The following is a 21,449-nucleotide window of genomic DNA, read 5'->3' as shown; positions in this document are numbered from 1 at the left end:
ATAGTATGCATGCTCATTTTTATGAAGGCCGATTTGTTATGACGATGGTATCAAGGTTTTCTGCTCCGTTTTTGATCGCTTCTATGGCGTTCGCTCTCTCTGCCTGCGGAACTTCCGGCGGAGGCAAGGGCTCAGGGCTGACTTCGCTTGGTGGGCTTTCCTCGAAAGCAGAAACACGTCCGGATCTGCTCGCGTCGCTCGGCAACGGACTCCTTGGCAGTTCAGCAGGTCAGCTGACAGCGGGCGACCGTAAGAAGGCACTTGAAGCGGAATATCGCGCGCTTGAGTATTCTCCGGCAGGTAAAGCGGTTTCATGGAGTGGTAGTGGTTCGACTTCCGGCGATGTGACTGCAGCACAGCCTTATCAGGTGGGTTCTCAGAACTGCCGCCAATATACCCACACATTCTCGATTGGCGATGCGTCACAAACCTCCCGCGGCACCGCTTGCCGGAATGCCGATGGCAGCTGGACCCCGCTTACATAAAGCCAAAGGTGCTTAAACAGTCATGCATGGGATGCATCGCTAAATTTTATCCCATGCGTATGTGCGGGCACAAATACGCGTCCTTTGATTAAGCCTTTGCGGCGAATTGCCCTAGTCAGCCTAATTCCACGTCCTTCGAGTTGGTTTTTGCCTTCGCTGAGATTAAGTCTCAGCCATGGAATTCTGGTTGACTGCCGCACTGCTGACTTTTGCAGCTACTTTGACTGTTTTGTTGCCGCTGACGCGGAACAAGCAAGAATTTTTGCCCCCTGAAAAAAACGATCTAGAGGTCTATCGAGACCAGCTGCGCGAAGTAGAGGCCGATGCTGCGCGCGGCATGATCGATGCTCCCAGCGCGGAGCAAGCACGTATCGAAATTTCCCGTCGTATACTCGGTGCTGAAAAGAGCAGCGCCGACGCTGCTGCCGAGGTGAAAAAGGTTCGCTCAGGACGGTTGCTGGCTTTTTTAGCTGTATTGGCTGTCCCCCTTATCGCCTGGGGTGTCTATCCACTTTTTGGCGCGCCCGACACGCCGTCCATGCCACTTGCTGCACGCTTGGCTAACAGCCCGCAGAACAGTTCGGTTGATGAGCTTATTGCCCGCGCTGAATCACACTTGGCTCAAAACCCCAATGATGCTCGCGGCTGGGATGTTCTGGCGCCGATTTATTTGCGTATCGGCCGAGGCGCCGACTCAGTGAACGCATATCGTTCGGCCATTCGTCTTGAGGGTGAAAATTTTACTCGTATTCTTGGTCTCGGAGAAGCTTTGATTGCTGTCTCAGGTGGACCAATCACTGCAGAGGCAGAGGGTCTGTTTGAAAAAGCAGCTGTGCTCGAACCCAATGATATCCGCCCGCAATATTATCTTGCACAGGGCGAAATGCAGGACGGCAATGCCGACAGCGCCATTACAAGGTTGCAGACTTTCCTTGATAAGGCGCCGAAAGATGCGCCATGGCGTGCTCAGGTTGAGCAGACAATTGCGCGCATTCGAGGATCGCTAGCACCGTCCGCGCCAGCCAAAGGACCCACGACAGACGACGTAGACGCTGCAGCATCCATGAGCCCGGAAGATCGTCAGGCGATGGTTGAGGGTATGGTTCAACGTCTTGATGAAAGTCTTCGCGAAAACAGCGGGGATATCGATGGCTGGAAGCGTCTCGTGCGCTCCTATATGATCCTCAATCGCCGCGATGCAGCACTCGATGCACTCAAACGTGGAGTTGCGGCGCTGGATGGTGAAAAGCGGACGGAGCTGACAAGCTTTGCCGCAGGACTAGGTTTGGAAGCAGGGAGCGCAACACAATGAGTGCGACTGCAGAAGGTAATGGACGCAACACGAAACCTGCAGGCAGCTTAGCCCGCACTGTCAGTCAGAGGAAGCGCAAGCGCCTCATGCTGATCGGCGGTGCGCTGGTCGTACTCGCAATCGCTGTCGGTCTTATGCTTATGGCCTTTAGCCAGGACATCCGTTTTTTCCGTACGCCAGCTGATTTGACAGAGCAGGAAATTACATCGGGTGCGCGGTTCAGGCTTGGTGGTCTTGTTGAAGAAGGCTCGGTTACTCGTGAGGGTAGCGAACTTCATTTCACCGTCACGGACACAATTAAAACCGTCAATGTCGTGTTTGAAGGGATTGCGCCTGATCTGTTCCGCGAAGGTCAGGGCGTGGTTGCCGAAGGCCGTTTTGGCTCTGACGGTGTATTCCGCGCCGACAATGTTCTCGCCAAACACGATGAAAACTACGTACCGAAAGATCTCGCCGACAGCCTGAAGAAGAAAGGCGTGTGGGAGGGCCAATGATGAATATTGGACCAGTAATCGAGCCAGTAATTGAGATTGAAACTGGAAAAAGCCTATGAATGTCGAGATTGGTCATTTCGCGCTTGTTCTGGCACTGGCTTTGTCAGTGGTGCAGTCAATCGCGCCTGTTGTTGGCGCACAGCGCAGAGACATGCAGCTGATGGGCGTCGCCGTGCCAACTGCACTGGCTGTTTTTGCTCTTATTGCTTTTTCTTTCGCAGTTCTGACTTTCGCCTATGTCGTCTCTGACTTCTCAGTTCTGAACGTTGTCGAGAATTCGCATTCGCAAAAGCCGATGCTCTATAAAATTACCGGCGTTTGGGGCAATCATGAAGGCTCGATGCTCCTCTGGGTGTTGATCCTTAGCTTCTTCAGTGCGTTGGTTGCTGCCTTTTCAGGCAACTTGCCAGAAACGCTACGCGCAAATGTGCTTGGTGTTCAGGGTTGGATCGGAACCGCATTTCTCGCTTTCATCATTTTCACGTCCAATCCGTTTACGCGTATTATCCCCGCGCCGATTGAAGGTGGCGATCTAAACCCGATCCTTCAGGATATTGGTCTCGCGATTCATCCGCCGTTGCTTTATCTCGGCTATGTCGGATTTTCAGTCTGTTTTTCCTTTGCCGTAGCAGCGCTGATCGAAGGCCGTCTTGATGCGGCTTGGGCGCGCTGGGTTCGCCCTTGGGCGCTGGTCGCCTGGATGTTTCTGACCGGTGGTATCGCGATGGGTTCATATTGGGCCTATTACGAACTCGGCTGGGGCGGCTGGTGGTTCTGGGACCCGGTTGAGAATGCGTCCTTCATGCCATGGCTGGTCGGGACTGCTTTGCTGCATTCGGCAATCGTCATGGAAAAACGGTCGGCGCTGAAAATCTGGACCGTGTTGTTAGCAATCTTGACCTTTTCGCTGTCACTGCTTGGTACTTTCCTTGTGCGTTCCGGCGTGTTGACTTCAGTGCATAGTTTCGCGACTGATCCGGGGCGCGGTCTCTTCATTCTTGCTATTCTCGCGATCTTCATCGGTGGGTCGCTGTCGCTTTTTGCACTTCGTGTTCAGAGTCTGACTTCAGGCGGGTTGTTCCAGCCGATTTCGCGTGAAGGCGCTTTGGTCTTCAACAATCTCTTTCTCACGACTGCTGCTGCAACCGTCCTTATTGGGACGCTCTATCCCCTGCTGTTGGAAGTGATGACCGGAGAGAAGATCTCTGTCGGTGCTCCCTTCTTCAATATGACCTTCGGACCATTGATGATTCCGCTGTTGTTGGCAGTCCCATTTGGTCCGTTGCTAGCTTGGAAACGCGGTGATTTGTATGGTGTCGCACAAAGGCTGATGACTGCCTTCGCTCTCTCACTGATCACTGTCGGTATTGTGGTTTGGCGTAGCAATGCCCATTCCTTACTTGCCGCGCTGGGTATTGGTCTTGCCGTTTGGCTGATCCTTGGAAGCCTGACCGATCTTTGGCTGAAGGCAGGTATCGGCAAGGTTTCGGCAGGCAAAGCATTTTCTCGCTTCAAAGGTCTGCCGCGTTCCGTCTTTGGAACGGCGCTGGCACATATAGGCCTCGGCGTGACCTTGCTCGGCATCGTCAGTGTCACGACTTACGGCACTGAAAGTGTCTTGCTAATGCGGCCGGGCGAAACAACAAAAGTTGCCGAATATTCGTTGCGCTTTGAAGGATTACGTCCTCTCACCGGCTCCAATTTCACTGAAAATCGCGGCAGCTTCACGCTTTTGGATTCCTCAGGTCGTGACATGGGCCTGATTGAGCCGTCGAAGAGGTTCTTCCCGGCTCGACAGATGCCAACAACGGAATCAGGCATTCGCACACTTTGGTTTAGTCAGGTGTACGTTGCTTTGGGCGATGAACCTGGAAATGGCTCCATCGTTGTACGCGTCTGGTGGAAACCGCATGTGACGCTCATCTGGTATGGCGCATTGGTCATGATGATTGGTGCAATCTTCTCGCTTGCCGATCGGCGCCTGCGTGTTGGTGCTCCATCGAAGACCCGTAAATCTTCATCCAAGCCCGCTGAGGCTGCAGCATGAAGATTGCGAGAGGGTTTACAGCACTTTTCCTGGCAGTCCTTTTGTCATTTTACGGGTCCGCCGCACTTGCGGTGAACCCGGATGAGATATTGCCTGATCCGCAATTGGAAAAACGGGCACGGCAGATCTCGGCAGAGCTGCGGTGCATGGTCTGTCAGAACGAATCGATTGATGATTCCAACGCTGAATTAGCGCGTGACCTTCGTATTCTGGTGCGTGAACGCCTGACATCGGGCGATTCTGACAAGCAGGTCATGGATTTTGTCGTTGATCGATATGGTGAATTTGTTCTGCTGAAACCTCGTTTCAATGCCCAGACAGCATTTCTTTGGGGTTTCCCTGTTCTTGTTTTGCTGTTTGGTGGAATTGCTTTGTTCATTGCTTTCCGCAGACGAAATGCGGTCGTCGAGGTCCAAAAGCCTTTGTCTGAGCGTGAAAAAGCCGAGCTTTCCCGGCTTCTTGATGACAAATAAGATCTTTTTCTTCTCCTGAATTGAACCCAAACCTTACAAAACTTTCATTTTCCGGAAATTGAGCGGTAAGGTAGCTCGAACTATCTTGTGCTCTATAAAGGATTACAGGACCGGATTTGCCTTGGTGGAAATTCCTGGTCCGAGATTGCTGCTCGTAAGGAGAGACAGATGTCGAAGATCATAACTTCAAAGTACCGCAAGGGTGTTGCAGCAGTAGCGCTGTCAGCCGCGCTGGCTGGTGCCTTCGTTGCCACCGGCCCGATGGGCGTGATGAACAATGCCCGTGCGGAAGCCGTAAGTGTCACTCCGCCCCAGCAAGCTGGCTTTGCTGATCTGGTCGAAAAGGTTCGTCCGGCAGTCGTCAGTGTTCGTGTCAAGAAAGATGTTCAGGAAACAGCAAACAGCGGTTCGCAGTTCTCCGGACCTCCCGGATTTGATCAGCTCCCAGACGGCCATCCATTGAAGCGCTTCTTCCGTGATTTTGGTATGGAACCGCGCGGCGATGCACGTCCTGATAGCCGTCGTCCTGGCAGAGCTCCAAAGGGTCGCCCGGGTCATGAGCGCCCTGTCGCACAGGGTTCCGGCTTCTTCATCTCTGAGGATGGCTACCTTGTCACAAACAACCACGTTGTTTCAGATGGCGATGCCTATAGCGTCGTTCTCGACGACGGCACAGAACTCGATGCCAAGCTGATCGGCACCGATCCACGCACTGACCTCGCCGTACTGAAAATAGACGATTCAAAGCGCAAGTTCACTTATGTGAAACTCGGCGATGACAGCAAGATCCGCGTCGGTGATTGGGTCGTTGCAGTCGGTAATCCTTTCGGTCTCGGCGGTACTGTAACCTCCGGTATTGTCTCTGCTCGTGGTCGTGACATCGGTGCAGGTCCTTACGACGACTTTATTCAGATTGATGCTGCAGTGAACAAGGGTAACTCCGGCGGTCCAGCCTTCGACCTTTCCGGTGAAGTTATCGGCATCAACACCGCCATCTTCTCTCCTTCAGGTGGCAGCGTGGGTATTGCCTTTGCAATTCCTGCATCGACCGCCAAGCAAGTTGTCGATCAGCTGATCAAGAAGGGCTCAGTTGAACGCGGTTGGATCGGCGTACAAATTCAGCCGGTAAACAAGGACATTGCCGCGTCGCTCGGCCTTGCAGAAGAAAAGGGCGCACTTGTTGCATCGCCTCAGGCCGATGGTCCGGCTGCCAAGGCTGGTATCAAGGCTGGTGATGTAATCACTGCCGTCAATGGTGAGACAGTTCAGGACCCACGCGATCTTGCTCGCAAGGTTGCGAACATTATCCCGGGCGAAAAGGCTGCTCTGACTGTATGGCGCAAGGGTAAGGCTGAAGAAGTCGATATCACCATTGCAGCCATGCCGCAGGATCTCGGAAAGGCTGACACCCAGTCCGGTGGTGGTGGCGATACCGAGCAGGGTGAAACCCTCGACTCGTATGGTCTGACTGTCACCCCTTCTGAAGAAGGTGATGGCGTGGTGGTCACAAATGTTGACCCTGACAGCGATGCATCTGATCGCGGCATTCGTTCCGGCGATGTGATCGTAAGCGTCAACAATCAGGTGGTGAAGAACGCCGCAGACATCAATAAGGCAATTACCGAAGCTTCAAAGGCTGGTCGTAAGGCGGTATTGTTGCAGCTCCAGAGCAATGATCAGAGCCGCTTCGTGGCGCTGCCTATCGATCAGGGATAATGATGATCGTCTGGACAATTAGTGTCTGAAATTCAGATGCCAGGCGGTCAGTCCGCCTGGCATTGCTCCATTTACCACATCGAACTTTGTTTTTACGCGTGTCGTCAAAGGAAGAAACTCGTTCCAACTTTTCCCCGACATGCTTTAGGGTGGCGCCATGAAGATTCTCGTTATTGAAGACGACCGCGAAGCGGCCCGCTATCTTGAGAAGGCCTTTATCGAGGCCGGCCATTCTGCCGACATTGCTGGCGATGGTGAGATTGGTTATACGTTGGCTGAAAACGGTAGCTATGATGTGCTGGTCGTTGACCGGATGTTGCCGAAGCGCGATGGCCTTTCTGTGGTCGCCGGGCTGCGTGCGAAAGGCATGGAAACGCCGGTTCTTATCCTTTCGGCCCTTGGCGAAGTGGATGATCGCGTGACAGGACTTCGCGCAGGCGGTGACGATTATCTGACCAAACCTTACGCATTTTCCGAGCTTCTGGCTCGTGTTGAAGTTTTGCAGCGCCGTTCAAGCCCTCGCGAAGCGGACACGATTTATCGTGTTGGCGATCTGGAGCTTGATCGTCTCGCACACACTGCGCGCCGACAGGATGTAGACATCACACTTCAGCCGCGTGAGTTTCGTCTGCTGGAATATCTGATGCGCCATGCAGGTCAGGTCGTGACACGTACTATGCTGCTTGAAAATGTTTGGGATTATCATTTTGATCCTCAGACCAACGTGATCGACGTCCATATCTCGCGCCTGCGCTCCAAGATCGAGAAGGGCTTCGATGGCCCGCTTTTGCATACAGTGCGTGGCGCCGGCTACATGTTGAAAGCTGGACGCGCTAAAAGCTCATCAGCGAGTGCCAAGGTGGAATGATGGGTCGCTTTTCTGCGCTCATGCGCACGACGGCTGCGCGACTATCGACACTCTATCTGCTGTTGTTTGCTGTTGGTGCGGTGGCATTGGTCTTTTACATGACCAATCTTTCCGCTTCGATTATCAATTCCCAGACGCAGGAAGCACTGGGTGAAGAAGTTGCCAGCATTGGTAAGGCCTATGCGCGTGGCGGCATTCCGCAGCTCGTACGCACGATTGATTATCGGTCGCGTCAACCCGGCGCCTATCTCTATCTCGTTGCTGATCCATCGGGGCGGATTCTATCTGGCAACGTAGAAGGCGTTGAACCGGGCGTTCTGGACACTGACGGCATCGTTGAACGCGCCTTCAAATATCGCCGCTATGGTGAGCAGGGCACAGAAACCGAGCATCGCGCAATTGCCGTGGTGATCGCGCTTCCGAATGGCATGCGTCTTCTGGTTGGCCGTGATCTTGGTGAACCGGAACGGTTCCGCGATCTGGTACGCCGATCGCTTATGTTGGCGCTGGGCATTATGGGTGTCGGCGCGCTGTTGATCTGGTTCTTTGTGGGCCGTCGAGCACTCAAGCGTATTGATGAAGTTTCGCGTGCTTCGCAACGCATTATGGATGGCGATCTGACTGGTCGGTTGCCTGTTAATGGTTCCGGCGATGAGTTTGATCGTCTTTCTGGCAACCTCAATGTCATGCTTGGACGAATTCTGGAGCTCAACGAAGGTTTGAAGCAGGTATCCGATAATATTGCTCACGACCTCAAGACGCCGCTCACCCGCTTGCGCAATCGGGCGGAAGAAGCTCTCTCAGGCAAAAAAGCAGGAACGGAATATCGTGAAGCGCTGGAAGACATCATCGGCGAATCCGATCAGCTAATCCGTACTTTTAATGCGATCCTGATGATCTCACGCTTGGAAGCGGGCTATTCTTCGGAAAATCTGGAAAATATGTCGGTCGCGCCAATCGTCAGCGATGTGTCGGAAATGTATGAGCCGGTTGCCGAAGACGCTGGCGTAAAGCTTACTCTTGGTGATCTGATTGACGTGCCTTTGCATATCAATCGTGAGCTTGTCGGTCAGACCGTTTCCAACCTCGTCGATAACGCCATTAAATATGCGCTGAATAGTGAAAACACCGCAACAGTCACGCTTTCCATGGAACGTGATCAGCAGTGGGTACGCATTGTGGTGGCTGATAATGGCCCCGGCATCCCGGAAGATAAACGTGAGCAGGCAACTGAACGCTTTGTGCGTCTTGAGGAAAGCCGTACGCAGCCCGGATCGGGTCTTGGTTTAAGTCTTGCCAAGGCAGTTATGAAGTTGCACGGTGGCGCTCTGCGTCTGGAAGACAATGGACCGGGCCTGCGTGCAGTTCTCGAGTTTCCGTTGTTGAAGGACAGCTGATCTTAATACTCGCATGAATGAGGGGACCATGGCGGCTGAAGACACAAAGGCACTGTTTTTCGACCGAAACCTTTGTGGGCTGACACCCCTTGATAGTGGGCGTGCAAAATCGTTTTTTACTGATCTCATCCAACGGTCCAAGGAAGAAAATCTTTCCGACGTCGATGCGCTGTTGCATCAGCCCAAAGCGGAAGCATTTCTTGCTGCTGTTCTAGATCTTTCCCCCTTCATTCGCGAAGCTCTGACACGTCATCCTGGTATTCTGCAGCGTCTGATTGCAAAAACACCCGAGACTGCACTCAGTGACATCATGGGCGAAATATCGGCCAGTGGCGCGGAAGAGGGTGCGAGCGAAACTTCGCTTATGTCCGATCTACGCCGATTGAAGCGCGAAGCCCATGTGCTGATTGCGCTTTGCGATCTAGGGCAGGTTTTCAATACGGAAACGACAACCGGCTGGCTCACCGATCTGGCCGAAGCTTGCACTGGTGCAGCCATTCGCTTCCTGCTTCGCGATGCGGATCGCGCGGGTAAGATCAAGCTGGTTGACCAAGCCAATCCTGAAAAAGAGAGCGGCTGGATTGTGCTCGGCATGGGCAAATTCGGTGCGCGTGAGCTCAATTACTCGTCAGACATCGATCTCATTGTTTTCATTGATTCCGAACGCCCATCAATCATCGATCCCTATGAATGTGTTGATACGTTCTCACGGTTGACGCGTCGTCTTGTCCGCATTCTTCAGGACCGCACTGCGGATGGTTATGTCTTCCGTGTTGATTTGCGTTTGCGTCCTGATCCGGGATCAACGCCGCTTGCAATTCCGGTGGGCGCAGCGTTGCACTATTACGAAGGTCGTGGCCAGAATTGGGAACGCGCTGCAATGATCAAGGCACGACCAGTTGCCGGTGATCGTGAATCCGGTCTGCAGGTGCTGGCCGAGCTCGCCCCTTACGTCTGGCGCAAATATCTCGACTATGCCGCGATTGCCGATGTGCATTCGATCAAGCGACAGATCCACGCTCATAAGGGGCATGGCGATATTGCCGTGCGTGGTCATAATGTGAAGCTTGGGCGCGGCGGTATTCGCGAAATCGAATTCTTCGTGCAGACGCAGCAATTGATTGCCGGTGGGCGTTTCCCTGAGTTGCGCGGCAACCAGACCGTGCCGATGCTTGCCCGGCTCGCTGAACGTGGCTGGATCACCGAGAAGGCACGCGATGCGCTTGCAAAGGAATACTATTTCCTGCGCGACGTTGAGCATCGTATCCAGATGATCGCCGACGAGCAGACGCATATTCTGCCGGAAGACGACGAAGGCTTTGCGCGCGTCGCTCATATGATGGGCTATGCTGATCCAGCAGAGTTTTCCGATGTTTTTCTTGCTGCACTCAAGGTCGTTGAAAAGCAATATGCGGCATTGTTTGAGCAAGCCCCTGAACTGGGTACAGCGACCGGCGGCAACCTCGTCTTCACCGGTGATGTTGATGATCCAGGTACGCTCGAAACGCTCTCATCAATGGGTTTTGAACGGCCGAGCGATATTTGCCGTGTAATCCGTACCTGGCACTTTGGACGCTATCGCGCCACGCAATCAGCCGAGGCGCGCGAACGCCTGACCGAACTGACACCCGCACTTTTACAGGCCTTTGCCGAAACCAAGCGAGCCGATGAATCCTTGCTGCGCTTTGACAGCTTTTTGCAAGGGCTTCCGTCGGGTATCCAGCTTTTCAGCCTGCTGCAATCCAATCCGCGTCTGCTTAATCTAATTGTCATGATCATGAGTGCGGCACCTCGTCTTGCTGAAGTCATCACCCGTAACCCGCATGTCTTTGATGGTCTGCTCGATCCGGCAATTTTCTCAGAAATGCCGACGCGTCACTATCTGGAAGAGCGGCTCCGTGCGTTTCTCGGATCAGCCAGTGATTATGAGGAGGTGCTGGATCGTCTGCGCATCTTCGCAGCCGAACATCGTTTCCTGATCGGTATCCGGCTTTTGACCGGCGCGATTGATGGTGTGCGGGCAGGGCGTGCTTTCTCCGATCTCGCCGAGCTTATGATCGGCAAGGCATTCGAGGCCGTGGAGACGGAATTACAACGCCGACATGGCAAGGTTCCGGGTGCTAAAGTGGCGCTGCTTGCTATGGGAAAGCTTGGCAGTCGCGAGCTGACTGCTGGCTCTGATGTCGATCTGATCCTTCTCTACGATCATGACGTTGATACCGATGAGACCGACGGTGAGAAGTCTCTTGCGCCTTCTCAGTATTACATTCGCCTTACGCAGCGTCTGATCGCTGCACTGTCTGCGCCGACGGCCGAGGGCGTGCTTTATGAAGTTGATATGCGGCTGCGTCCTTCCGGTAATAAGGGGCCGGTTGCTACACACATTGAATCTTTTGGCAAATATCAGCGTAGTGAAGCGTGGACATGGGAGCATATGGCACTGACGCGTGCTCGCCCGATCCATGGCGATGCTGATTTTATTGATTTCATCAAAGGCGAGATCGATGAGGTGCTTTCAGCACCACGCGATACAACGAAGATCGCAAAAGACGTGCGCGAAATGCGCGATCTTATCTATCAGGAAAAGCCACCGCGCGATGATTGGGATTTCAAGTTAAAATCCGGTGGCATTGTCGATCTCGAATTTATCGCGCAATTTGCAGTTCTGACGGGCAAGCTGGTCACTGAGCCCAGACCGCTTGGAACCGAAGATGTGCTTTCAGGACTGGACCCGTCCTTTGCCGATCCAGCATCAAGCGACATGCTGGTGGAGGCGCATCGCTTCTACACCAATCTAAGCCAGACAATTCGCCTCTGCCTTGGTAGCGACGCATCGCGGGAAGAGTTCATTCCGGGGATGATCGACCTTCTCTGTCGCGCTGCCGAATTGCCGGACATCAAGCGCGTCGAACATCAATTGGCGGAACTGGCGACAAGTGTTCGGGCCAGTTTTGATGAGCTGATCAAATAAACTTATACCAAAACTCCATGAGTATGACTCATGGAGTTTTGGTTACGCCCGAGTGGCGATTGAACTTTTTCAAGGCGTGATGCGTCAGCATCTTCACGCCTTGCTATTAAGCGCATCCCGAAGCAAACAGATGGCGCATTTCCATGGGTTAAATTGAAACGTGAAATGCTCTAGCGCCAATCAGGCTGCGTGGATTTCTGCCTCATGACTGACGATGGCTTTCTGTCTGCGGTCTGGAATGCAGACGGAAACTACAGTGCCAATGCCCTCGGTCGAGCGGATGCGCAGCCAGCCACCATGCAGTTCTGCAAGTGAGCGCGTAATTGCAAGGCCAAGACCTGAGCCACTATGCGTCTTGGTAAACTGGTTTTCCACCTGCTCGAACGGCTGGCCGATTTTCCGCAAGGCAGACTTTGGAATGCCGACGCCTGTATCCTGAATGGTCATGAAAAGAGCCGATCCGGTTTTACGAGCGCGTACAGTGATGTGTCCGTTATGCGAGGTGAACTTGACCGCATTGGAAAGCAGATTGATCAGCACCTGTTTGACCGCACGACGGTCTGCATTGAGCTGCATCGCTTCTTCGATACGCGTCTCGACTGTGATGTTCTTTTCGTCTGCCTGCAGCGAGATCATGCGTACGGTTTCATTGATCAGCGGGCAAAGGTCTATCTCTTCGCGATCAAGTGAGAAATGACCAGCTTCGATCTTCGACATATCCAGAATGTCATTGATAACGTTGAGCAGGAAGTTGCCGCTGGTGTGAATGTCGTTGATATATTCTTCATAGCGATCGGAACCAAGTGGCCCGAAAGTGCCGGCTTGGATCATTTCGGAGAAACCGATAATCGCGTTGAGCGGCGTGCGCAACTCATGAGACATGTTGGCGAGGAATTCAGACTTCGCGCGGTTTGCAGCTTCCGCGCGTTCCTTTTCCTGACCGTATTTACGAGCCAGTTCCGACAGTTCACGAACACGGTCGCGCTCACCCTTACGGGCTATCGAAAGATCGTGAATGGTTGCCATGAGGCGACGTTCGCTATCAACCAGACGTTCCTGATGCTGCTTGATCTGCGTAATGTCGGTGCCGATGGAAACAAGTCCGCCGTCCTGCGTGCGGCGTTCGTTGACCTGCAACCAGCGTCCATCGCTCAGCTGTCGTTCGAAGGTCTGACCACCTGCACGGTTATGCTCGTTGGCCATGCGACGCTCAAAGCTGAATGGACGTGTATGGGCATCGACTTCATTGCGCGGAACGCCTGGCTTCAGTGTCCAGACTGGAAGTCCCGCATATTCACTGAACTTGGAATTTGCCATCACCAGACGATTATTGGCATCCCACAAAACGAAGGCCTCGGAAATGTTTTCAATAGCCTCACGGATGCGCATATCGGCTTCAGCCGTTTGCTGCGCAAAACGGTGCTGTTCGCTGACGTCAAAGGCAATGCCGACCAGATGCAGGTCATTCTCTGCGGCAATTTCCGCACGAACTCGCATCCAGACCCACGAACCATCGGCATGGCGCATACGGAATACGCGATCGACGTGGGAAATATCGCCCGCCGCGGCCTGTTCAGCAATTGAATAGAGATCGCCGTCCTCAGGATTGATGATGGCTGAAACGTCGCCAAAGGCGAGAACCGCATCCTGCGCTTCATAACCCAGCATTTCATACATAGAGCGCGACCAGTAGATGCGCCCGCGTGCCATATCCCAATCCCATAGACCACCACGGCCACGCGCAAGCGCCATATCGATGCGGCGCTGAATCTGCCCGGAAAGGTCGTCAGCTTCGCGAGCGCGCGCTGCCTGACTGAAATAGGCATAAAGGATGGCAAACATCACGCCTGTCGTGCCTGCAAACAGCGTCACATTCAGGGAGACTGCGCGCTTCCATTCGGCAAAGATTGTACTTTCCGGTTCCGCGGCCACAATCGCATAGGGCACAGTCATAGGTTTGGATACAGTGCCGTAAGCGGCTTCACCGTTCATGACGATGGTCAGAACGCCTGCGCGCTCCGCAAACATGAAAAGTGGCTGGATGTCGCTGAACACATCGTCAGCCCGTTTGCCGATGATGTCCGTTGCAGGGCCGGAAGCGGTGACGATAGCGGAGTCATCATTGACCAGAGCAACGGTCATGCCGCTGGAGGACAGTCCGCGCGACCGAAATTCGGCAATTGTATTATCGAGGTCTTTTGGCGACATCTGAGCGCCAGCCTGCGTTCCATTGGCTGCACGCTCAATCATCTGCGCCAGATTGGCCGTTGCAGCGGAAAGGGCGGCTTTGTGCTGAAGCTCAATGTCTTCGCGCCATGACAGCATCGAGAAAACACGAGCCACACCCAGTATGATCAGGAATATGATGATGAGAGCCGGAACAAGGCGGCGCAACGCGGGTTCAACCGCTGCGAATTTGCCATAAGCAGGGCCTGCAAGAAGCTTGGCATGGCCAGAAAGCCTGCCTTTCTTTCGCTTCCGTCCGGAGTCGCGATGCTTCCCCGCCGTCGCGTCGTACGCGTCGGTGCTCGCCATCTATTGGCCCCTCTTTGATTTGCCGTAACAGTTCCCAAGATGCGCTCAAAGCGCTGTCCGCCCAGAACTGCTTTTGCCGCGTGAACTGAAATCTCTACTCAAAATGTTTCGGAATACGCCATCTCCGAACAACATCAATGAATCAAAAGTGATTCGTGCTGTCCAGTGAATTCGTTAACGAGACGTAAAAAACACCATTCGTGAATTTGGATTTTCCGTTGAATCTCAATCTGTTAAGCGGAATCAGTTTGAGAGCGTGCCCATCTAACACCCTGAAAAGACTCATGAAAGCCGGAAGTCTTTTCAGGTTTTATGCAGCTTTGCTTGAATATCTGCGCAACGGCCAAACCCAGCCTGTTCAGAGGCCGAGTTTGATGAAGTAGAGAATCAATCAGCTGATTCGCGAATCAAGCAAGCGTTCTGTCGACGATGTCCCGAAGATCAGTCGACAGCTTCTGCGTCCCTGCAATGCGGGCGAGGGCTGCGCGAGCATGTTCACGACGGGTATCTTCCAGCGAACGCCACGACCGCAATGCTGTGAGAAGGCGAGCTGCGAGTTGCGGGTTTTCTGGGTCGATTGCCAGAATGATATCGGCAAAGAAGTTGTAAGCCGCGCCATCTTTGCGATTGAAGCCCGTCGGATTGCTCGCCGAGAATGCGCCGATCAATGCGCGTACGCGGTTCGGATTATCAAACGAAAGCAGCTTGTGTTTCGTCAAAGCTCGAACGGCTTCAAGTGCCTTGTCGCCCGGTCGGGTTGCCTGCACAATGAACCATTTGTCCATCACCAAGCCATCGTCACCAAAGCGCCTTTCAAATGACGCAAGCGCCCCCTGAGCTTCATGGCTATCGCCGAAGCGATGCACCAGCACGCTTAAGGCTGCTGCACGTTCGGTCATGTTATCGCCGTCTGCAAACTGCTGTGCAGCACGCGCCGGGCTATTCTCGTGACGGCTGAGGTAATCAAGCAGCACATTCCTTAAAGCACGCTTGCCCGCTGATACAGCATCAGGAGAGAATGCATCCTGCTGCTCCAGCCGTGTGTAAAGTGCTGCGAAGTCTTTCGCATAGGCGGAACCAATCGCAGCAATCAGATGGTCGCGGCTTGCAAAGATTGCATCCGGATCAACATTCTCGCCCATCTCACGCGCAATGTCGCTTTCGCTTGGCAAAGTCAGACATAGTGCACGGAAAGCGGCATCAAGGCTCTCATCCGAGGCAATACGTCCGGCAAGTTCGATAATTTTAGTATCGGTCTCCGGCAAGTAGCCGCCACGCACTCGTTTGGCGCCTTCTAGCAAGGCTTGCGTAAAGATGCCGGTCAGAGCCTGCCAGCGGGCAACCGGGTCGCTGTCATTGATAGCGAGGAAGGCCCGATCTTCCGAGTTAAGCGGTGAGACCAGATTGATCGGGGCGGAAAAACCACGCAACAGCGAGGGGACTGGGCGTTCCTTGATTCCATGGAACGTGATCGCTTCCGAAACACGATGCAGATGAATGACGCCATCGTGCACATCTCCACCTTCGACAGAGGAAGGTTGAATATCTTTGCCATCCGATCCCAACAAGCCAAAGGCGATCGGAATATGCATCGGTTTTTTTACCGGCTGACCGGGCGTGGGTGCGAGGGATTGCGTGAAACTGATGGTGTAAGTTTCTTTTGCTGCATCAAAACTGAAGCTCGCTTCAACCTTTGGTGTGCCCGACTGATCATACCAGAGCGCAAATTGCGAGAAGTCTTGGCCGGAGACATCGGAAAAAACTTTGATGAAGTCTTCAATGGTTGCAGCATCGCCATCATGGCGCTCAAAATAGAGATCCATACCTTTGCGGAACAGCTCGGAGCCGATGATCGTTCGGATCATACGCACCACTTCCGAACCTTTTTCATAAACGGTCGCCGTATAGAAGTTGTTGATCTCACTATATTCACGCGGGCGTACAGGATGTGAAAGAGGGCCGCTATCTTCAGGGAACTGCTGGGCTTTCAGTATTTTCACTTCTGCGATGCGCTTTACCGGACGCGAGCGTTCGTCGGCCGAAAATTCATGGTCGCGATAGACCGTCAGGCCTTCCTTGAGGCACAACTGGAACCAGTCGCGGCAGGTAATGCGATTGCCGGTCCAGTTATGGAAATATTCGTGCGCGATCACGGCTTCGATGCCAGCATAATCGACATCCGTTGCCGTTTCGGGGTCGGCCAGCACATATTTGTCGTTAAACACATTGAGGCCCTTGTTTTCCATAGCCCCCATATTGAAGTCCGAGACGGCAACGATGTTGAAGACATCGAGGTCATATTCGCGACCGAATTTTTCTTCGTCCCAACGCATGGAACGTTTCAATGCATCCATCGCATAAAGTGCGCGATACTCTTTGCCATGCTCGACATAGATGGCGAGGTCGACAGGGCGCCCTGATTGTGTCGTGAAATGATCCTGCACGACATCAAGCGAGCCAGCAACAAGGGCGAACAAATAGGAAGGCTTGGGGTGTGGGTCGTGCCAGACGGCAAAATGCCTGTCGGCATTACCGGCGACAGCGCCGTGTTCAACGGGATTGCCATTTGCGAGCAGTATTGGTGCAGCAGCCTTTTCCGCGTCAATACGAACCGTATAAACTGAGAGAACGTCTGGACGATCATAATAATAGGTGATGCGCCGAAAACCTTCTGCCTCGCATTGCGTGCAATAGACATCGCTTGAGCGGTAAAGCCCGGAAAGCTGCCGGTTTGTAGTGGGATTAACTTCGGTGACGATTTCCAGAGTGAAACGCTCAGCGTCGGGAAGGTCAGTGATTTCGAGTTTATCCGGCGTCACTGAGTAGCTGTTATCATTGAGCGCCTTCCCATCCAGGCTGATGCTGACGAAGTTCAGCTCGTCACCATCCAGAACAAGTGGTGTATCAGCAGCCGTTCCAGCGCGGCGCTCAATAGTCAGTTCGGCGCGAACGATCGTTTTCTCGGGCTCAAGTGTGAAATCGAGTTTCGTTTCAGGAATTGCGTAAGGTGTCGGGCGATAATCTTCGAGGCGGAATGTCTGGCCGGTTTCAGTACGCATTGCGAAACTCTTCTTTGTGATCACTTCGATACGAGAGTCGTATCCGGCTTTTTAGCAAACGACAAGAAAAGCGAAGTTGCTCAATATTTTTTAATTACTGATCTTTGCTTGGCTGGCACTTTGTTGCGAACAAGCCTATGGATAGCGCAATAACTGTAATTTCCCGCCTTGCTCCTGCATCCCCCGTTTAAGGAACTGCGTTGTGAAGTCCCTCCCGGACGCGGCCTCCGCAAATGTTCAGATCGGCGAAACTGCCGAGCCTGATCTGCTTCAAAACAATCCAATGCTGGGCATTAGCCTCAAAGTCGCTTCCGTCGCTGTTTTTGTCGGCATGTCGACCTTGCTCAAGGCTGCAGATGGTATCCCGCTTGGCCAGTTAATCTTCTTCCGATCTTTTTTCGCAGTCCTTGCCATCCTGGTCTATTTTGCGTTGCGCGGGCAGCTATCCGGCATTCTTCAAACCCGCCATGGGTTCAGCCACTTCTGGCGCGGCATGGTCGGAGTTGGCGCGATGTCTCTGAGCTTTTATGCACTGACCAAGCTGCCTTTGCCGGAAGCAATTGCAATCAACTACGCATCACCGCTTATAGCTGTTGTTCTTGGCGCACTCATTCTGCATGAAGTGGTCCGGCTCTATCGCTGGAGTGCGGTCGTCATCGGCTTGTTCGGTGTGATGATTATCATCTGGCCGCGCATGACGCTGTTTGCGGAAGGCAATGTCGGACATAATGAAGCCATGGGCGCCTTGGCGGCATTGGGCGGCGCCGTGATGGCTGCCTTTGCCATGATGCTGGTGCGTCGTCTTGTGCAGACCGAACGCACATCGACAATCGTTATCTATTTCTCGATTTCAGCAAGTGTTATTGCGCTAGTTAGTGTGCCGTTCGGCTGGGTTGCTCCGAGCTGGCCTCAGCTTGCAATGCTGATTGGCGCGGGTATTGCGGGCGGGATTGCGCAAATTCTGCTGACCGAATGCTATCGGCATGCCCCGATGAGTACCATTGCACCATTTGAATATACCTCAATGCTGCTCGGTCTCGGTATTGGGTTTCTATTCTTCGGGGATATTCCAACTTTTGAAATGCTGATTGGTAGCGTGATCGTTATGGGCGCTGGCGGCTATATCATCTACCGTGAGCATCAGTTGGCGATTGCGCCTCACAAAACCAATACGCCACAACAGTCACAGTAGATTAAGCCTGTCCCGGTGAACCTTCTGCGCGCGGATCGAGCTGCATTGTTTCAGGTGTAGGCTGACCGTCTGGCGTGTAGATTTTGAATTCTGTTTTTTGATCGCTGACTGCTGGTCGCTCGAAACGGCGAATACGCCAGAAAGCATGCAGACCATAGACTGCATAAGCGAGTGCCATAGTTACAAAGAAGCCGGATGCCCCCATAAGATCCATGAGTGGGCCGGATAGGGCCGGGCCGACCATGCTTCCTGTGCCATAGATGATAAGCAGGCCGCCAGAAATTTTCACAAATTCACTCGCGTCGGCATAGTCGTTGGCGTGGGCTACGTTAAGGCTGTAGATCGAGTAAAGCACTGAGCCGAACAGAAACATCATGATGTAGAGCGCATAGGGCGATGTGGGATGAACCAGCAGCATGATTGCTGAGAGCACAAAGCCAATAGCGCCCGCGATAACCATGACGAAACGGCGATCCACAATATCGGAAGCGCGCCCGAGTGGATATTGGAAGATAGCGCCGCCAATCATTGCGCAGGCCAGCATTGTGGCGATGCCAAAGGTCGAAAGGCCGTTCATTTCACCATAGATGGCGGCGAGGAAGCTCCATGTGCCGGTCACTATGCCCGCGATGAAAGATCCGACGGCTGCTGCGGGGGAGCGTCTATAAAGCCCCTTTAGGTCCAACGAAGCTTGCGTCAGCGGATTTGGTGACTGAGCGCTGGAAAGTGTGGTTGGCAACAGGGCGCTGGCATAAATGATCGCACAGATGATGAATAGGGTTACGGTCGTCGCATCACCAAATGGCAGGATGTATTGGCCACACATGAGACCAAGCATGGTAATAATCATATAGATCGAGAAAATCTTGCCGCGCGTTTCATTGGTGACGCGTTCATTGAGCCAGCTCTCGATAATCATATAGGAGCCTGCAAGCGAGAAGCCTGCGATGCCGCGGAAGATCATCCAGGCATAAGGGTTTACAATGAGCGAATGAAGCAGCAACGCGATTGATAGAAGCGTGAGTAGTGCCGAGAATACACGCACATGCCCGACGCGCCGCACCAGATGAGGAATAACAATGCAGCCTATGGTGAAAGCGAGCGCATAGGTCGTTCCCATCCAGCCAATTGTGGTTGTTGACCAGCCTTCAACGCCTCCGCGGATTGGCAGGAGAATGCCTGCAAGTCCACCGGCAAGCAGCATTAGAAATGTGCTTGCAAGCAAGGCAGCTATAGGCAGAAGCTGGCCGGCCATGAAAACCTCCCCGATGCACTAAGCTTAAAGAACGTTTGTCGAGTTCGGATATAGTGCAAGCGGCGGAATAATGTATGTTTGCGGCATGTTAGTGACAATTCGCTGTCTGATACGTGCAATCTGGGAAGATTATTCAGCCAGTTCCGCAAGCTTCATTTTCACTGCAAGAAAATCGCGCCAGGCAAACCTTTTCTGTGCAGGCGTGCGCAAGAGATAGGCCGGATGCAGCGTTGGCATGACCGGGATTTCAATACCCGATGGCGTGCGGTGCACTTTCCAATTGCCGCGTAATCGCAAAATGCCTTCCGTTGCACCTGTCAAAGCCTTGCCAGCTGGACCGCCGAGCGCAACAAGCACTTTGGGGGCTGCAAGTTCGATCTGCCGTTCGATGAACGGGCGGCAAAGTTCTGTTTCGACGGGGGTTGGCGTACGATTACCCGGCGGACGCCAAGGAATAGTGTTGGCGATGTAGACGCCTTCACGCTTGAGGCCGATAGCCTCGATCATCCGGTTGAGAAGTTGGCCGGATTTGCCAACGAATGGCAAGCCTTCCATGTCCTCATCACGCCCCGGCGCTTCGCCTACGAACATGATGTCTGACGAAGGATCGCCATCTGCAAAGCAGAGATTTTTTGCAGTGAATTTCAGATTGCAGCCATCAAAGGCTGCAAGCTTTTCGCGCAGCTCATCAAGCGTTGCGGCTTGCAAAGCGGCTTCGCGGGCTAGTGCAATTTGGGCATTATCCGGAACGTCGGATGCAGCCTGAACAGGACGGCTGGTCGGCGAGGGCGTTGCTGCCTGACGCGGCTGCTGTTGTTGCGCGCGCGGGCGTTCCGCTGACGAAGTTGATCGGTTTTCCTGCTGCGCGGGAGCTGAACGCACCGGCTGACGCTGGGCTTCTGCAAATCGATCGATCGGCGTATCGGAAAGCGGCATGTCAACACCCGCTTCCGCGTAAAAGCGGAGCAGGCCTTCCATATCCAGCGTTTCCCGGTCATCGATCATATTTTACACCTCATAAACTGAGGTGGCGAATTTTGGTGTTGAATGCAAGAGCAGAGCGCATATTTCCGGTTCATAGAGTGGATTAAAGCATCTCTCGTGAAGATGGAGCTGGCTTTTGGAAGCGCAGAATTACGTTGCGTCACAATAGCCCATAATCACTAAAGCGGCTGTTTAAAATTTGACGTTTACGTTAAGGTCAATATTATGAATGCTTGTATTGCGGCGATTTTGGACAATTGGACGCATATACGACAGTCTTTAACTCTGCGAGAGGGTAAGACCAATATGGGGAAGCCTATCTGTATAAAAGCGGATTATCGCCGTTCGCGATAGGATCATGAGTAAAAACAATTGGATGCTTCACGCCCGCTGCATTAGTGGGTGATGAAGTTACACCAGACGGAGGCCTAGAATGTCTGAAGCCCCAGCAATCGCGAGCCAGGAGCTTCCCGAACGCGAAAGCATGGAATTTGATGTTGTGATTGTCGGCGCAGGCCCTGCAGGCCTTGCTGCGGCTATTCGGTTTAAACAAATCAATCCGGAGCTTTCAGTCGTCGTTCTTGAAAAGGGCGGGGAAGTTGGCGCGCATATCCTGTCGGGCGCCGTCGTTGATCCAAGTGGTATCGATCAGCTTCTGCCA

The 21,449-nt window shown here is 53.3% G+C and carries 15 protein-coding genes; 11 read left to right on the top strand and 4 right to left on the bottom strand.

The features are described from left to right. Window positions 1-38: 38 nt before the first annotated feature. From QSJ70_RS20165 to QSJ70_RS20125, 9 genes are all read left to right on the top strand, one after another. Window positions 39-485, top strand: a complete 447-nt coding sequence (locus tag QSJ70_RS20165; protein WP_039859602.1) for an RT0821/Lpp0805 family surface protein — start codon at window positions 39-41, stop codon at window positions 483-485. Window positions 486-660: 175 nt separating this feature from the next. Continuing rightward, entirely contained in the window at window positions 661-1,797 is a 1,137-nt protein-coding gene (gene ccmI, locus QSJ70_RS20160; protein WP_285539077.1) for a c-type cytochrome biogenesis protein CcmI, read from the top strand. Continuing rightward, on the top strand, window positions 1,794-2,291 hold the full coding sequence (gene ccmE, locus QSJ70_RS20155) for a cytochrome c maturation protein CcmE (RefSeq protein ID WP_285539075.1): 498 nt from the start codon (window positions 1,794-1,796) through the stop codon (window positions 2,289-2,291). The genes ccmI and ccmE overlap by 4 nt, the downstream gene beginning before the upstream one ends. A 55-nt stretch (window positions 2,292-2,346) precedes the next feature. Next, window positions 2,347-4,338, top strand: a complete 1,992-nt coding sequence (locus QSJ70_RS20150; RefSeq protein ID WP_285539042.1) for a heme lyase CcmF/NrfE family subunit — start codon at window positions 2,347-2,349, stop codon at window positions 4,336-4,338. Then, on the top strand, window positions 4,335-4,811 hold the full coding sequence (locus tag QSJ70_RS20145; protein ID WP_007874212.1) for a cytochrome c-type biogenesis protein: 477 nt from the start codon (window positions 4,335-4,337) through the stop codon (window positions 4,809-4,811). Before QSJ70_RS20150 ends, QSJ70_RS20145 begins: the two co-directional genes overlap by 4 nt. A gap of 168 nt (window positions 4,812-4,979) precedes the next feature. Beyond that, window positions 4,980-6,527: a Do family serine endopeptidase gene (locus QSJ70_RS20140; RefSeq protein WP_064320354.1), complete on the top strand. Its 1,548-nt coding sequence runs from the start codon at window positions 4,980-4,982 to the stop codon at window positions 6,525-6,527. Window positions 6,528-6,684: 157 nt separating this feature from the next. After that, entirely contained in the window at window positions 6,685-7,395 is a 711-nt protein-coding gene (locus QSJ70_RS20135) for a response regulator transcription factor (RefSeq protein WP_007874215.1), read from the top strand. After that, window positions 7,392-8,792 (top strand): sensor histidine kinase, encoded by a 1,401-nt coding sequence (locus tag QSJ70_RS20130; RefSeq protein WP_285539037.1) that lies wholly within the window; start codon window positions 7,392-7,394, stop codon window positions 8,790-8,792. The genes QSJ70_RS20135 and QSJ70_RS20130 overlap by 4 nt, the downstream gene beginning before the upstream one ends. A 28-nt stretch (window positions 8,793-8,820) precedes the next feature. Further along, window positions 8,821-11,763, top strand: a complete 2,943-nt coding sequence (locus QSJ70_RS20125) for a bifunctional [glutamine synthetase] adenylyltransferase/[glutamine synthetase]-adenylyl-L-tyrosine phosphorylase (protein ID WP_285539035.1) — start codon at window positions 8,821-8,823, stop codon at window positions 11,761-11,763. A gap of 180 nt (window positions 11,764-11,943) precedes the next feature. Here the strand turns inward: QSJ70_RS20125 and QSJ70_RS20120 are convergent, their stop codons facing one another. Both QSJ70_RS20120 and pepN read right to left on the bottom strand, forming a co-directional pair. Beyond that, the gene (locus QSJ70_RS20120) at window positions 11,944-14,298 is read right to left on the bottom strand and encodes a PAS domain-containing sensor histidine kinase (RefSeq protein WP_285539033.1); all 2,355 of its coding nucleotides are present in this window, start codon (window positions 14,296-14,298) and stop codon (window positions 11,944-11,946) included. A gap of 407 nt (window positions 14,299-14,705) precedes the next feature. Next, window positions 14,706-17,357: an aminopeptidase N gene (gene pepN, locus QSJ70_RS20115; RefSeq protein WP_285539032.1), complete on the bottom strand. Its 2,652-nt coding sequence runs from the start codon at window positions 17,355-17,357 to the stop codon at window positions 14,706-14,708. 283 nt (window positions 17,358-17,640) lie between these two features. Between pepN and QSJ70_RS20110 the strand changes: the two genes are divergently transcribed. Further along, a complete protein-coding gene (locus QSJ70_RS20110) occupies window positions 17,641-18,549 on the top strand; it encodes a DMT family transporter (protein ID WP_285539315.1) in 909 nt (302 codons plus the stop codon). 1 nt (window position 18,550) lies between these two features. On the opposite strand, the gene QSJ70_RS20105 is transcribed toward QSJ70_RS20110, so the two are convergent. Continuing rightward, window positions 18,551-19,804: an MFS transporter gene (locus QSJ70_RS20105; protein ID WP_285539030.1), complete on the bottom strand. Its 1,254-nt coding sequence runs from the start codon at window positions 19,802-19,804 to the stop codon at window positions 18,551-18,553. Window positions 19,805-19,933: 129 nt separating this feature from the next. Then, complete coding sequence (locus tag QSJ70_RS20100) at window positions 19,934-20,809, bottom strand: uracil-DNA glycosylase (RefSeq protein WP_194778754.1); 876 nt, start codon at window positions 20,807-20,809, stop codon at window positions 19,934-19,936. Window positions 20,810-21,221: 412 nt separating this feature from the next. Here QSJ70_RS20100 and QSJ70_RS20095 point away from each other — a divergent pair. Continuing rightward, a partial coding sequence (locus tag QSJ70_RS20095) for an FAD-binding protein (RefSeq protein WP_285539027.1) occupies window positions 21,222-21,449 on the top strand: 228 nt, incomplete at its 3' end.

The sequence above is a fragment of the Brucella sp. NBRC 12950 genome, from assembly GCF_030268145.1.
Classification (GTDB): Bacteria; Pseudomonadota; Alphaproteobacteria; order Rhizobiales; family Rhizobiaceae; genus Brucella.
Note: the sequence above shows the minus strand (reverse complement) of the source record. Positions and strands in the feature narration are given on the sequence as shown.